Source organism: Sinorhizobium saheli (assembly GCF_001651875.1).
Taxonomy (GTDB): Bacteria; Pseudomonadota; Alphaproteobacteria; order Rhizobiales; family Rhizobiaceae; genus Sinorhizobium; species Sinorhizobium saheli.
This window is the reverse complement of record NZ_LNQB01000071.1, coordinates 115,821-129,733: the sequence shown is the minus strand read 5'-3', so window position 1 is coordinate 129,733 and position 13,913 is coordinate 115,821. Positions and strand designations below refer to the sequence as shown.

The following is a 13,913-nucleotide window of genomic DNA, read 5'->3' as shown; positions in this document are numbered from 1 at the left end:
ATGAAATTTTTCGTTGATACCGCCGACGTGAAGGAAATCCGGGAACTGAACGATCTCGGCCTGCTCGACGGCGTCACCACCAATCCCTCGCTGATCCTGAAGTCCGGCCGCGACATCGTCGAAGTCACCAAGGAAATCTGCTCAATCGTCGAAGGCCCGGTTTCGGCGGAAGTGACGGCAACCGAATATGGCGACATGATGAAGGAAGCGGCCGCACTCGCGAAGATCGCCGACAACATCTGCATCAAGCTGCCGCTGACCCTCGACGGCCTCAAGGCCTGCAAGGCGCTGACCTCGGACGGTCACCAGACCAACGTCACCCTCTGCTTCTCCGCCAACCAGGCGCTGCTCGCCGCCAAGGCCGGCGCCACCTTCGTCTCGCCCTTCGTCGGCCGCCTCGACGACATCGCCTTCGACGGCATGGACCTGATCCGCGAGATCCGCCACATCTTCGACAATTACGGCTTCGAGACCGAAATCCTCGCCGCCTCGATCCGCACGGTCAACCACGTCAAGGAAGCCGCGCTCATCGGCGCCGACGTCGTCACCGCCCCGCCGGCAACGCTGAAAGCGCTCGTCAAGCACCCGCTGACCGACAAGGGCCTGGAACTGTTCCTCGCCGACTGGGCCAAGACCGGCCAGAAGATCGGCTGATCGATCTGAAATCACGTGAAGAATCGTGCAGGGCCTCGCAGCGATGCGGGGCCTTCATCATTCAAGCAGCCTTTTGCGGACTGAGTTCTTTCAAGTCGCGAGGCTAGGTGGCGAAAGCACGTGCTTGCCCCTCACCCTAGCCCTCTCCCCGCAGGCGGGGAGAGGGGACTTAAGTGGGCGCCGCGAGTCTCCTTCGCCCCGTCTTCACGGGGAGAAGGTGGCCGGCAGGCCGGATGAGGGGCTTTTCCGTGCCGCGGTCACGGCGTCGAGAAAACCGCGTCGCTATCCGTGGCGAGTTCAAAAACCGTATGCCGTTCGAGCGCCCGGGTCACCTCCGCCGGATCGCCGTCGAGCGCCTCCGGCGCGATCGGATTGCCGACCCGAAAATCGAAAACATCGCCCTTCTTGTTCAGGAGTTCGTGGAACACCGTCATGTCGCGCAGTTCCGTCGACCACTTGGCGAACCAGTAGAACAGCCCGGAATTGCGGGCGCTCATGTGCACGGGAAGGATCGGCAGGCCGTATTTGCGGGCGAAGCTCACGGCGGAGGGTTTCCAGGGGCGTTCGTTGAGGCGCCCTTCGGCCCAATAGGCGATGCGCCCGGAGGGGAAGAGCACCGTCGCCTTGCCCGCCTCGATGGCCCTATTGGTCACCTGCAGCGTCTCGCGCGCCTTGAGCTTCGACTTGTATTCCTCGCGCCATTCGACCGGGATCACCATCTCGACAAAACGCGGATTGACGCGGATGGCATCGCGATTGGCGAAGAACATCATGTCCGGCCGGCGGCTCTTCAGGAGGTCGAAGACGGCGATGCCGTCGGCGATCCCCGTCGGATGGTTGCTGACGAGCAGAAATCCGCCGGTAGCCGGAATGCGCTCCGGCTTGTCGACGCGGATGTCGAGCGCGAGCAGCGAGCTCAAATGCTCGAAGGCCTGGAAGCCGGGCATGTTGGCGACCGCATTGGCGAATTCGATCGCCTTGCGGTAGTTGAGCAGCGTGTAGAGAAACGGCCGCATGACCGGCCAGAGCGGGTGGCGGACGATCTTCTGGCCGCGCTCGGCGATCAGCGTATCGACGATATGGCCGGGCCGCCCTTGCGAGACCAGCGCAATTGCCTCTGCAAAATGCGCCAGAGCGCTCGCCGAATCCCGTCTCGCCATCGTCCCATCCGCGGTTGCTGACCGAACATTACAGTTCAATATGATCGAACAATGACATATTCCAAGGGCCAATTGGCAAACAACTCACGCCCCGCCTTCGGTTCGCCGCGAAAAGGCCGATCCATGTCGTCATCCCGAAACCGCTACGCACTTTTGGGCGACATGACTTTGCCTTCATGCATGTCGTTGTCCCAAAACCGCTACGCAATTTTGGGCGACATGACTTTGCCTTTATGCATGTCGTCATCCCAAAACCGCTGCGCACTTTTGGGCGACATGCATTAGCAAAAACATAAGAGGCGCGATGGCATTGTCGGCCAGGGAACGATTGCCGGAACGACGATGAACGAGCTTCTTGTGATAGGCCATCCCGAGGTGATGGAAGAACGCAGGCGCTGGCTTGCGGGCCTTGCCGACGAGCGCCGCCTGTCGGAAAAGACGGTCGAGGCCTATGAGCGCGACACGCGTCAGTTCCTGACCTTCCTGACGGCTCACCTCGCCGGGCCGCCGCGGCTCTGCGACATCCGCGCGCTGCGTCCGGCGGACCTGCGCGGCTTCCTCGCGCACCGGCGCAAGGGTGGCGCCGGCGCCCGCACGCTCGGGCGCGGCCTTGCGGGCTTGCGCTCGTTCCTGCGCTATCTCGAGCGAAACGGCCTCGCCAACGCCGCCGGCGCCGGTGCCGTGCGCTCGCCGAAGCAACCGAAATCCCTGCCGAAGCCGCTCACCCACCGCGAGGCGCTGAAGGTCGTGGCGGCGGATGCGCAGCTCGCCGAAGAGCCGTGGATCGCCGCGCGCAACGTCGCCGTGCTGACGCTCCTCTACGGCTGCGGCCTGCGCATATCCGAGGCGCTCGACCTGACGCCCGGCGATTTCGCCGAGGCGGCCACATCGCTGCGCGTCACCGGCAAGGGCGGCAAGACGCGGATCGTCCCGCTGATCGCCGCGGCAGCGGAGGCGGTCGCGGCCTATCGCAAGCTCTGCCCCTATCACCTGGCCGCCGGCGAGCCCATCTTCCGCGGCGCCCGCGGCGCCCGGCTGCAGCCGGCGATCATCCAGCGCGAGATGCAGAAGCTGCGCGCCGGCCTCGGCCTGCCCGATTCGGCGACGCCGCACGCGCTGCGCCATTCCTTCGCGACGCACCTGCTCGCCGGCGGCGGCGACCTGCGCACGATCCAGGAACTGCTCGGCCATGCCAGCCTCTCGACGACGCAGGTCTATACCGGCGTCGATTCGGCGCGGCTCCTGGAAATCTACGACCGCGCCCACCCGCGCGCCTGAACCGCGTCGCCTTCAAACCTGTTCGTGCGACACGCTTCAGGCCTTTGTCTTTATGCCTCTCGTTGTTTAAGGACCGCGGCGCATCTTTGGGCGCCCGGCATTAAATCTGCTATGCTCTTCCATTAACCAAGCGCGTTAAGGAACCCGTGACCCGAGGGGAGATAAGGTTCCTGCACATTGCCGGGGGCATCCATGACGACCTTCACTCTTCGCGATTTCGCGGCCAGGGCGGCCGATGGGCTGATGTGGCTGATCGCGCTCCTGCATCTGGCGCTGGCCGCAAGCCTCGTCGCCGCATTGCTGTCGATTTCGGACGCGAATGCCGCGGAGGGATCGGATTGCGGCGGCGCCAACATCCTGGCGAGCCTGGAGCACTCCGCCCCGGACCGCCTTGCCGCGCTGCGACGGGAGGCCGACACGGTCCCCAATGGAAAAGGGCTTCTCTGGAAGATCGAAGGTCAGGGCGCGGCGCCCTCCTTCCTGCTCGGCACCATGCACGTGACCGATCCGCGGGTGCTGGCGATGCCCGCCGGAGCCGCGGATGCCTTTGCCGCGGCCCGCACCGTCATCGTCGAATCCGACGAGATCATCGACGAGCAGAAGGCGAGCGCCGCGATCATGATGCGGCCCGATCTCACCATGCTTTCCGCAGACAAGACGATCGGCGATTATCTCGAACCGGCGGATCGGGCGCTTCTCGAGACCGGCCTCAAGGCGCGCGGCATCCCCCTTCCCCTCGTCGCCAGGATGAAGCCCTGGATGATCGCGAGCTTCGTGGCGCTGCCGGCCTGCGAATTCTCGCGCAAGGCGGCCGGCGCCTCCTTCCTCGACAAGAAGCTCGCCGAGGACGCGGTGCGCGACGGCAAGAGCCTGAAGGGCCTGGAGACGCTGGTCGAGCAGCTCGCCGCCATGGATTCGCTGCCGGTCGAACTGCATCTCAAGGCGCTGATCCAGACGCTGGCGCTCGGCAAGACGATCGACGACGTGCTGGCAACGACGACCGACCTCTATCTCGCCGGCGATACCGGCATGATCATGCCGATGATGAAATTCGTCTCCTCGGAAGTCTCCTCCGACGACGTCGGCTATGCCGATTTCGAGCAGCGCATCATCATCGACCGCAACAGGACCATGGCGGAGCGGGCCTCGCCCATCCTGAAGGATGGCGGCGCCTTCATGGCCGTCGGCGCGCTGCATCTTCCCGGCAACGAGGGCCTGGTCGAACTCCTGCGCCGGCAGGGGTTCACGGTCACGCCCCTCAACTGATCCGACCTGACGTCCGTTCGCTCACCCCCGAAAGCAATGCCGGGACGATCGCCTTGTGAAAGGGCATGACCGCAGCGAGATAGATCCGGCCGTAGAGGTTCCGCCGGCGCACCAGCGTGGTGAAGCCGATGATCTGGCTGTCCGCGGGACCGTCGCGCACGTTGACGACGATGCGGAAATCGAGGTGGCGGTCATCGAGGCCGAGCACGGTCTCGCGATCGTCGCTGTAGAGGACCGGGAAGCCACCGATCCGTCCGGCCGCCGCGGCCGGTGCGGCGGCCTTGAGGCCGATGAGCGCGGCAAGGCGGTTGCGTAATCCGAGAAGGCCGCGAACCCAGCCCGGCGCGTTGCCGAGCGTGCGCCTTGCCGCCTCGGCCGCGGTCATGCGTTCGCCGAAGACGAGCAGTTCGTAGCGGTCCGCCCAGTCCGCGCCGGGCAGCCATCGGTTCGGCAGCCTGGCGCCGACGCTTCGGGGTTTCATGAACGCGTCCTCTTCGCTTTCGCCGGTCCCGCCGATCGGGGCGTCACGGCCGCGGTGAATGCTTCATGATTGCGCGCAAATGCGGCGCGAGCGCAGGGGGCCGCTCGTCGCAGCCCCCCGGCGAATTGTCACATGTGGATCGGCTTGGCGAAGGTGGCGAGCGCCGCTTCCTTCACCGCCTCGGACATGGTCGGATGGGCGTGGCAGGTCCGGCCGAGGTCTTCCGACGAGCCGCCGAATTCCATCAGCACGGCGATCTCGTGGATCATCTCGCCGGCGCCGAAGCCGATGATATGGCCGCCGAGCACGCGATCGGTCTCCTTGTCGGCGAGGATCTTGACGAAACCGTCCGTCTGCAGCATCGCGCGGGCGCGGCCGTTGGCGGTGAAGGGGAACTTGCCGACCTTGTAGGCGATGCCGGCGGCCTTCAACTCTTCCTCTGTCTTGCCGACGGAGGCGACCTCCGGCTGGGTATAGACGACACCCGGAATGACATCGTAGTTCACGTGGCCGGCCTGGCCGGCGATGATCTCGGCGACCGCTACGCCTTCGTCCTCGGCCTTGTGGGCGAGCATCGGCCCGCGCACCACGTCGCCGATCGCGTAGACGCCGGTGATGCTCGTCTGGAAGTGACGGTCGATCTCGATCCGGCCGCGCGCGTCGAGGACGACGCCCGCCTTGGCGAGCCCCATGTTTTCCGTGCAGGGCTTGCGGCCGGTCGCGACCAGCACGACGTCCGCATCGAGCGCGGTCGACTCGCCGCCCTTCACCGGCTCGAAGGTGACCCTCGCGCCGCTGCCAGGCTTCGCAACGCCGGTCACCTTGGCGCCGAGCTTGATGTCGATGCCTTGCTTCGTCAGCATCCGGTGGAGCTGCTTGGCGACCTCGCCGTCCATGCCGCCGAGGATCGTGTCGAGGAATTCGACCACCGTCACCTTGGCGCCGAGGCGCGCCCAGACCGAGCCGAGCTCGAGGCCGATGACGCCGCCGCCGACGACGATCATGCGCTCCGGCACCTTTTCCAGCGCGAGAGCGCCGGTCGAGGAGACGATGACCTTCTCGTCGAACGCGAACTCGACGCCCGGAATGCCGGCAACGTCGGAACCGGTGGCGATGACGATGTTCTTGGTGTCGAGGACCTGCTCCTCGCCCTTGTCGTTGGTGACGGAAACCTTGCCCTGGCCCAGCACCTTGCCGAGGCCCTGGAAGCCGTCGATCTTGTTCTTCTTGAAGAGGAAGGAGACGCCGTCGACATTCGCCTTAACGGTCGCGTCCTTGTGGGCCATCATCTTTCCGAGATTGAGCTTCGGGCCTTCGACCTCCACGCCGAGCGCGTCGAGGCCGTGCTGCGCGTGATGGAGCATCTCGGAAGCATGCAGCAGCGCCTTGGACGGGATGCAGCCGACATTGAGGCAGGTGCCGCCATAGGTGCTGCGCTTCTCGACCACGGCAACCTTCAGGCCCAGCTGTGCCGCCTTGATGGCGCAGACATAGCCGCCGGGGCCGCTTCCGATTACGATGAGATCATAAGCCATTTGATAACCCTTCCTGGGCGGCGGTCATCGCCCGCCGCTGACATTGAGAATGGCTCCGGTCACATAAGTCGCCTTATCCGACAGGAGATAGAGAATTGCATCGGCAACCTCGCCGGCTGCTCCGGGCCGCTTCAGGGGGATGGAGGAGGCCAGGTCGCGGGCCCGATCGGGCAGGCCGCCCGACGCGTGGATTTCGGTGTCGATGATGCCGGGCCGCACCGCGTTGACGCGAATGCCCTCTCCCGCCACCTCGCGCGCGAGACCGACGGTGAAGCTGTCGATCGCGCCCTTCGCCGCGGCATACTCGACATATTGCCCCGGCGATCCGAGCACGGCCGCCATGGACGAGAGATTGACGATGGCGCCGCCCATGCCGCCGTGACGCGTCGACATCCGCCTGACCGCTTCCGCCGCGCAGCGGATGGAGCCGGCCACGTTCACGCGCAGCATCCGCTCCAGCCGTTCGGCCGAAATCTCGTCGACGCGCTGCGGCGGGCCGACGATGCCGGCATTGTTGACGAGGCCGTCGAGGCGGCCGAAGGCGGAGTCGACTGCGGCAAAGATCGCCTCTATTCCGTCTTCCGTGCCGACGTCGCCTTGAACCGCAAGCGCCGATCCGCCCGCCCCCGTGACGAGACGAACGACGTCCTCGGCCGCCTGCCGGTTCACCGCATAGTTGACGGCGACCCGCCATCCTTCTCTCGCCGCGGCAAAGGATACGGCCGCACCGATGCCGCGGCTGCCGCCGGTCACGAGAAGCACGCGCCCGTCGCTCATCCGGCGCAACCCTTGAACGCGAAGACATCGGAGCTGTCGGCATTGGCCTTGCCGGCGCCCCAGGCGCTCGACGTCCGCAGCGACGGTCCGAAATCCGGAAGCAGGATCTGCTCGGCCGCCGGCGCGTCCTCCGTCTCGAGCAGGCCGATGCGGCCGGCCTTGTCGACGGTGTAGATCACACCCTCCCAGACGGTGCAGGCATCGAGTTCCGCGCCGGTGACGTCGCCCGTCGGGCAATCGTGCATGACGATCCCGTTGGCGCGCATGGGTTCGCCCGACTGCATCACGACGCCGTCGAGCGACAGCCCGGTCTTCCCGACCTTGACCTTGAAGTGATTGCTGGTGACGGCGCTTTCAGAGCCGACCGGCTCGAAATGCAGTTCGTAAGTGCCGGCCGGATCGGCATAGATCGCCCGCGCCTGGACGCACTGCGCAGACGCGGGCGTCGCGGCAAGCGCGGCGGAGAGCCAAGCCATGGGAGCGGTCCGGCGGTCCATGGTCAGGCGGCCTTTTCGGTCGCGAGCTTCAGGCCAAGGGCGATGAAGACCATGCCGCTCGCCCGGTCGATCCACTTGCTTGCCCGCGTGAAGGCGGCACGCATGCGCGGCGTCGTCATGAACAGGCTGACGCCGACGAACCAGAGGATGAGCGCGCTCGCCATGACGAGGCCGTAGCCGAACTTCACCATCATCGGCGTATGCGCGCTGACGACGGTCGAGAAGATCGACAGGAAGAAGAAAACCGGCTTCGGGTTGAGCGCATTGGCGGCAAAACCGAGGCCGAAGGCCTTGATCGCCGACTGTCGCCTGCCCTCCCCGGCCGCGGGCCCCTGGTCGACGGCGATCTCCGTCTGGCCGGCCCTCAGCGCCTTGACGCCGATATAGATCAGGTAGGCGACGCCGCACCATTTGACGATGTTGAAGAGGTAGATCGACTGCGAAATGATCAGCCCCAGGCCGAGAATGGTGTAGGTGACGTGGAACATCAGCGACGTGCCGATGCCGAAGGAGGTGATGATCGCCGGGCGGCGTCCATGCACCAGCGACTGCCGCATGACCATGGCGAGATCCGCGCCAGGGGAGACGATGGCGAAGGAGAAGATTGCCATCAGCGATGCGAGTTCGAACAGGTAGCTGCTCATGGTTTTGACCGATGCGTTGAGGATCCAGATGGAGCCGAAGGGTGCCGGAATGCGCGCATAGCGTGCCTCCGGAGCCTAGCCTCCGGCTCCATTTCTGTCGATGCCTGCCGGACGCGCACGTCGGAGGAGAAAGAGACGGGGGCTGCCAGTCGCACCCCCGCCCTTGTCAGAGGTCGAGCACCAGGCGTTCCGGATCCTCGAGGCTCTCCTTGACGCGCACGAGGAAGGTCACGGCTTCCTTGCCGTCGACGATGCGGTGATCGTAGGAGAGCGCCAGGTACATCATCGGGCGGATGACGACCTGGCCGCCGATCGCGACCGGACGGTCCTGGATCTTGTGCATGCCGAGGATGCCCGACTGCGGCGCGTTGAGGATCGGCGAGGACATCAGCGAACCGTAGACGCCGCCATTGGAGATGGTGAAGGTGCCGCCCTGCATGTCTGCCATCGACAGCGTGCCGTCGCGGGCAGCCTTGCCGAGACGGCCGATTTCCTTCTCGATCTCGGCGATCGACATCTGGTCGGCATCGCGCACGATCGGCACGACGAGGCCCTTGTCGGTGCCGACGGCAACGCCGATGTGGCAGAAGTTCTTGTAGATGATGTCGGTGCCGTCGATCTCGGCGTTGACCGCCGGCAGCTCCTTGAGCGCATGCGTCACGGCCTTGGTGAAGAAGCCCATGAAGCCGAGCTTGACGCCGTGCTTCTTCTCGAAGATGTCCTTGTACTTCGAGCGCAGGCTCATCACCGCGCTCATGTCCACCTCGTTGTAGGTGGTGAGCATGGCGGCGGTGTTCTGCGCATCCTTCAGGCGCCGGGCGATCGTCTGGCGCAGACGGGTCATCTTGACGCGCTCTTCGCGTTCGGCGTCTTCCGCCGGGGCCGGCGCACGGGCCTGGACCTTGGCGGGCTCGGCGGCCGCAGGCGCGGAGATGCCCTTGGCAATGGCGGCAAGCACGTCGCCCTTCAGGACCTGGCCGCGCTTGCCGGAGCCGTCGACCTGGTCGGCCGCAAGATTGTTCTCGGCAAGCAGCTTGGCGGCGGCCGGAGCCGGCGGCATCGATGAGGCAGCCTGCGGCGCTTGAGCGGCTGCTGCTGCCGGCTGTGCGGCCGGAGCCGCGGCGGCGGCAACAGGCTCCGCCTTCTTCTCGGCCGGAGCGGCGGCGGCACCCGCGCCTTCGGCGATCTGGCCGAGCAGCGCACCGAGGCCCACGGTCTCGCCCGCCTGGGCAACGATTTCGGTGAGCGTGCCGGCGGCCGGCGCCGGCACTTCGATCGTCACCTTGTCGGTCTCGAGCTCGAGGATCGGCTCGTCGGCCTTGATCGCGTCGCCGACCTTCTTGAACCAGGTGCCGACGGTCGCTTCGCTGACGGATTCGCCAAGGGTGGGAACGCGGATTTCTGTTGCCATGATTTGTGTCCGTTGATCAGATTTCTGTTTCAAGCGCTTTGAGTTACGCACTCCCGGCCGGAAAACCGCTGCACACTTTTCCTGAAGGTGCTTCAGCGATTGGCAGGCCGCAAGGGGGCGTTCAGCCCCCCAGCGCGTCCTCGATGAAGGCGGCGAGCTGCGCCAGGTGCTTGGACATCAGGCCGGTAGCCGGCGAAGCGGCGGCCGGACGGCCGGTGTAGCGCACCCGCTGGTACTTGGCGTCGATATGGGCAAGCACCCATTCGAGATAGGGGTCGATGAACGACCAGGCGCCCATGTTCTTCGGCTCTTCCTGGCACCAGACCATCTCCGCATGGCGGAAGCGGCTGAGCTCGTTGATGAGCGCCTTGGCCGGGAACGGATAGAGCTGCTCGACGCGCAGGAGGTAGATGTCGTCGATGCCGCGCTTCTCGCGTTCCTCGAGGAGGTCGTAATAGACCTTGCCGGTGCAGAGCACGACGCGGCGGATCTTCGAATCCTTCTGCAGCTTGATCGGGCCGTCCTTGATGACCTCCGCGTCGTCCCAGAGCAGCCGGTGGAAAGAGCTCTCGCCGGCCATCTCCGCCAGGCTCGATACGGCCCGCTTGTGGCGCAGCAGCGACTTCGGCGTCATCATGATCAGCGGCTTGCGGAAATCGCGCTTCACCTGACGGCGCAGGATGTGGAAGTAGTTCGCCGGCGTCGTGACGTTGGCGACCTGCATGTTGTCTTCCGCGCAGAGCTGCAGGAAGCGTTCGAGGCGGGCGGAGGAATGCTCCGGCCCCTGGCCCTCATAGCCGTGCGGCAGCAGGCAGACGAGGCCGGACATGCGCAGCCACTTGCGTTCGCCCGACGAGACGAACTGGTCGAAGATCACCTGGGCGCCGTTGGCGAAGTCGCCGAACTGGGCTTCCCACAGCGTCAGGGCGTTCGGGCGGGCGAGCGAATAGCCGTATTCGAAGCCGAGCACCGCCTCTTCCGAGAGCATCGAGTTGATGACCTCGTAACGCGCCTGCGTCGGCGACAGGTTGGCGAGCGGAATGTAGCGCTCCTCGGATTCCTGATCGTAGAGCACCGAGTGGCGCTGCGAGAAGGTGCCGCGCTCGCAATCCTGGCCGGAAAGGCGGATCTTCGTGCCCTCGGTCACCAGCGTGCCGAAGGCAAGCGCCTCCGCCATCGCCCAGTCGATCCCCTCGCCGGTCTGGATCATATTGGCGCGGTTTTCCATGAAGCGCTGGATCGTGCGGTGCGCGTTGAAGCCGGCCGGGATCTCGGAGATCTTGCGGCCGATTTCCTTCAACTGCTTCATCGGCACCGAGGTCTTGCCGCGACGCTGCTCATCCTGGTTGTCGGCGGTGCGCAGCCCCGACCAGAGGCCGTCGAGCCAGTCGGCCTTGTTCGGCTTGTAGGACTGGCCGGCCTCGAACTCCTGCTCGAGATGGGCGCGCCAGTCCGCCTTCATCTTCTCCACTTCGCCCTCGGTCATCAGACCTTCGGCGATGAGACGCTGCGAATAGAGCTGCACCACCGTCTTGTGGGCGCGGATCGCCCGGTACATCTTCGGCTGCGTGAACGCCGGCTCGTCGCCCTCGTTGTGGCCGAAGCGGCGGTAGCAGAACATGTCGATGACGACCGGCTTGTGGAACTTCATCCGGAACTCGGTCGCGATCTTGGCGGCATAGACGACCGCTTCCGGATCGTCGCCGTTCACGTGGAAGATCGGCGCCTCGATCATCTTGGCGACGTCCGACGGATAGGGCGAGGAGCGCGAGAAGGCCGGGTTCGTGGTGAAGCCGATCTGGTTGTTGATGATGAAGTGGACGGTGCCGGCGACGCGATGGCCGCGCAGGCCGGAAAGCCCGAGGATTTCGGCAACGACGCCCTGGCCGGCGAAGGCCGCGTCACCGTGCAGCAGCAGCGGCATGACCTTGACGCGTTCGCGCAGCGGAATGATGTCGCCCTCGAACACGGTCGCCATCTGGTCCTGCTTGGCGCGCGCCTTGCCCATGACCACCGGGTTGACGATTTCGAGGTGCGACGGGTTCGCCGTCAGCGACAGGTGCACCTTGTTGCTATCGAACTCGCGGTCGGAGGAGGCACCGAGGTGGTACTTGACGTCGCCCGAGCCCTCGACGTCGTCCGGCGCATAGGAGCCGCCCTTGAACTCGTGGAAGATGGCGCGGTGCGGCTTGGCCATCACCTGGGAGAGAACGTTCAGGCGGCCGCGATGGGCCATGCCGAGGACGATCTCCTTGAGGCCGAGCTGGCCGCCGCGCTTGATGATCTGTTCGAGCGCCGGAATCAGCGATTCGCCGCCGTCGAGGCCGAAGCGCTTGGTGCCCTTGTACTTGACGTCGATGAACTGCTCGAAGCCTTCCGCCTCGATCAGCTTCTGCAGGATCGCCTTCTTGCCCTCGGCCGTGAATTCGACGCCCTTGTCAGGGCCCTCGATCCGCTCCTGGATCCAGCCCTTTTCTTCCGGGTTGGACATGTGCATGAACTCGACGCCCATCGTCGAGCAATAGGTCCGCTCGAGGATCTCGACCATCTCGCGCACGGTCGCGTATTCGAGGCCGAGGACGTTGTCGATGAAGATCTTGCGGTCGTAATCCTTCTCCTCGAAGCCGTAGGTCTTCGGCGAGAGCTCGTCGTAATCCTCGACCGGATCGGCAAGACCCAGGGGATCGAGCTTGGCATGCAGGTGGCCGCGCATGCGATAGGCGCGGATCATCATGATGGCGCGGACGGAATCGCGCGTCGACTGATGAACCTCGGCCTCGCTGATCGGCACGCCGGTCGCCGCGGCGGCCTCCTCGGCCTTGGCCTTGACCTTCTTCTCGACGATCTTCTCGACGGTTCCCCAGTCGCCGTCGAGCGCCGAGACGAGCTCGCCATTGGCGGGGATCGGCCAGTTCTTCTTCTTCCAGGAGGCGCCCTTGGCGGCCCTCACCACGTCCTCGGGCCTGTCGGCGAGCGCCTTGAAGAAGGCCTGCCATTCGGCCGAGACGGAGGACGGATCCGCTTCATAGCGTGCATAGAGCTGCTCGATATAGGCGGCGTTGGCGCCGTCCAGAAAGGATGTGAGCTGGAATTGCTCGTTGGCCTCTTGCCTTGTCATGGTCTCTCGCGGACTCGCGTCCGCCTCCTGACTTAGTTGGAATGCCGGGTTGTCCCGGTCGTGTCTGTCTGCTCTCAGCCTTTCGGGGCGGTCCCGAGCCAGGACACGTCCCCTCTCCGATGCTTCATCCCGGCATCGTTCGTGGCTGCGAATGGGGCGGCCGGTGCCGCCCCATCGGCTTGGTTCCGGTCAGCCCTTGAGGACTTCGACCAGCGTCTTGCCGAGGCGGGCCGGCGAGGGCGAGACGCGGATGCCGGCGGATTCCATCGCCGCGATCTTGTCTTCCGCGCCGCCCTTGCCGCCGGAGATGACGGCGCCGGCATGGCCCATGGTGCGGCCGGGAGGGGCCGTGCGGCCGGCGATGAAGCCGACCATCGGCTTCTTGCGGCCGCGCTTGGCCTCATCCTTCAGGAACTGCGCCGCGTCCTCTTCGGCCGAGCCGCCGATCTCGCCGATCATGATGATCGACTTGGTCTCGTCGTCGGCGAGGAACATTTCCAGGACGTCGATGAATTCGGTGCCCTTGACCGGGTCGCCGCCGATGCCGACGGCCGTCGTCTGGCCGAGGCCTTCGTTGGACGTCTGGAACACCGCCTCGTAGGTGAGCGTGCCGGAGCGCGACAGCACGCCGACCGAGCCCTTGCGGAAGATGTTGCCTGGCATGATGCCGATCTTGCACTCGTCCGGCGTCAGCACGCCCGGGCAGTTCGGGCCGATGAGGCGCGAGGACGACTTTTCGAGCCGTGCCTTGACCTTGACCATGTCGGCGACCGGGATGCCCTCGGTGATGCAGACGATGAGCGGGATTTCCGCGTCGATCGCCTCGATGATCGCAGCCGCGGCGCCGGCCGGCGGAACGTAGATCACGGAAGCGTTGGCGCCGGTCGCGTCACGGCCTTCGGCGACCGACGCGAAGATCGGAAGCTGCTCGCCCTTGGCGCCGGTCCAGGTCTCGCCGCCCTTCTTCGGGTGGATGCCGCCGACCATCTTGGTGCCGTTATAGGCAAGCGCCTGCTCGGTGTGGAAGGTGCCGGTCTTGCCGGTCAGGCCCTGGACGAGGACCTTGGTGTCTTTGTTGATCAGGATGGACAT

Annotated in this window: 12 protein-coding genes; 3 read left to right on the top strand and 9 right to left on the bottom strand. The window is 65.5% G+C overall.

Annotated features, from left to right (window positions below):
- Window positions 1–654, top strand: a complete 654-nt coding sequence (fsa, locus tag ATB98_RS11945) for a fructose-6-phosphate aldolase (protein WP_066873834.1) — start codon at window positions 1–3, stop codon at window positions 652–654.
- A gap of 257 nt (window positions 655–911) precedes the next feature.
- Here the strand turns inward: fsa and ATB98_RS11940 are convergent, their stop codons facing one another.
- Window positions 912–1,814, bottom strand: coding sequence for a GNAT family N-acetyltransferase (locus tag ATB98_RS11940; protein ID WP_066873832.1), 903 nt, complete (start codon window positions 1,812–1,814; stop codon window positions 912–914).
- Between the two features lie 342 nt (window positions 1,815–2,156).
- Here ATB98_RS11940 and ATB98_RS11935 point away from each other — a divergent pair, with 342 nt between their 5' ends.
- On the top strand, window positions 2,157–3,092 hold the full coding sequence (locus ATB98_RS11935; RefSeq protein WP_066873831.1) for a tyrosine recombinase XerC: 936 nt from the start codon (window positions 2,157–2,159) through the stop codon (window positions 3,090–3,092).
- Window positions 3,093–3,284: 192 nt separating this feature from the next.
- On the top strand, window positions 3,285–4,358 hold the full coding sequence (locus tag ATB98_RS11930) for a TraB/GumN family protein (RefSeq protein ID WP_066873828.1): 1,074 nt from the start codon (window positions 3,285–3,287) through the stop codon (window positions 4,356–4,358).
- On the opposite strand, the gene ATB98_RS11925 is transcribed toward ATB98_RS11930, so the two are convergent.
- From ATB98_RS11925 to sucD, 8 genes are all read right to left on the bottom strand, one after another.
- Window positions 4,351–4,839: a DUF2867 domain-containing protein gene (locus ATB98_RS11925; RefSeq protein WP_066873826.1), complete on the bottom strand. Its 489-nt coding sequence runs from the start codon at window positions 4,837–4,839 to the stop codon at window positions 4,351–4,353. The genes ATB98_RS11930 and ATB98_RS11925 overlap by 8 nt on opposite strands.
- 128 nt (window positions 4,840–4,967) lie before the next feature.
- A complete protein-coding gene (lpdA, locus tag ATB98_RS11920) occupies window positions 4,968–6,374 on the bottom strand; it encodes a dihydrolipoyl dehydrogenase (RefSeq protein ID WP_066873824.1) in 1,407 nt (468 codons plus the stop codon).
- A gap of 24 nt (window positions 6,375–6,398) precedes the next feature.
- Window positions 6,399–7,151 (bottom strand): SDR family oxidoreductase, encoded by a 753-nt coding sequence (locus ATB98_RS11915; protein ID WP_066873822.1) that lies wholly within the window; start codon window positions 7,149–7,151, stop codon window positions 6,399–6,401.
- The gene (locus tag ATB98_RS11910; protein WP_153435931.1) at window positions 7,148–7,627 is read right to left on the bottom strand and encodes a hypothetical protein; all 480 of its coding nucleotides are present in this window, start codon (window positions 7,625–7,627) and stop codon (window positions 7,148–7,150) included. The genes ATB98_RS11915 and ATB98_RS11910 overlap by 4 nt, the downstream gene beginning before the upstream one ends.
- Before the next feature lie 23 nt (window positions 7,628–7,650).
- Window positions 7,651–8,292 (bottom strand): LysE family transporter, encoded by a 642-nt coding sequence (locus tag ATB98_RS11905; protein WP_066873818.1) that lies wholly within the window; start codon window positions 8,290–8,292, stop codon window positions 7,651–7,653.
- Window positions 8,293–8,458: 166 nt separating this feature from the next.
- A complete protein-coding gene (gene odhB, locus ATB98_RS11900) occupies window positions 8,459–9,703 on the bottom strand; it encodes a 2-oxoglutarate dehydrogenase complex dihydrolipoyllysine-residue succinyltransferase (protein WP_066873815.1) in 1,245 nt (414 codons plus the stop codon).
- 121 nt (window positions 9,704–9,824) lie between these two features.
- Window positions 9,825–12,821, bottom strand: a complete 2,997-nt coding sequence (locus ATB98_RS11895; RefSeq protein ID WP_066873813.1) for a 2-oxoglutarate dehydrogenase E1 component — start codon at window positions 12,819–12,821, stop codon at window positions 9,825–9,827.
- 189 nt (window positions 12,822–13,010) lie between these two features.
- The gene (gene sucD / locus ATB98_RS11890) at window positions 13,011–13,913 is read right to left on the bottom strand and encodes a succinate--CoA ligase subunit alpha (RefSeq protein ID WP_066873811.1); all 903 of its coding nucleotides are present in this window, start codon (window positions 13,911–13,913) and stop codon (window positions 13,011–13,013) included.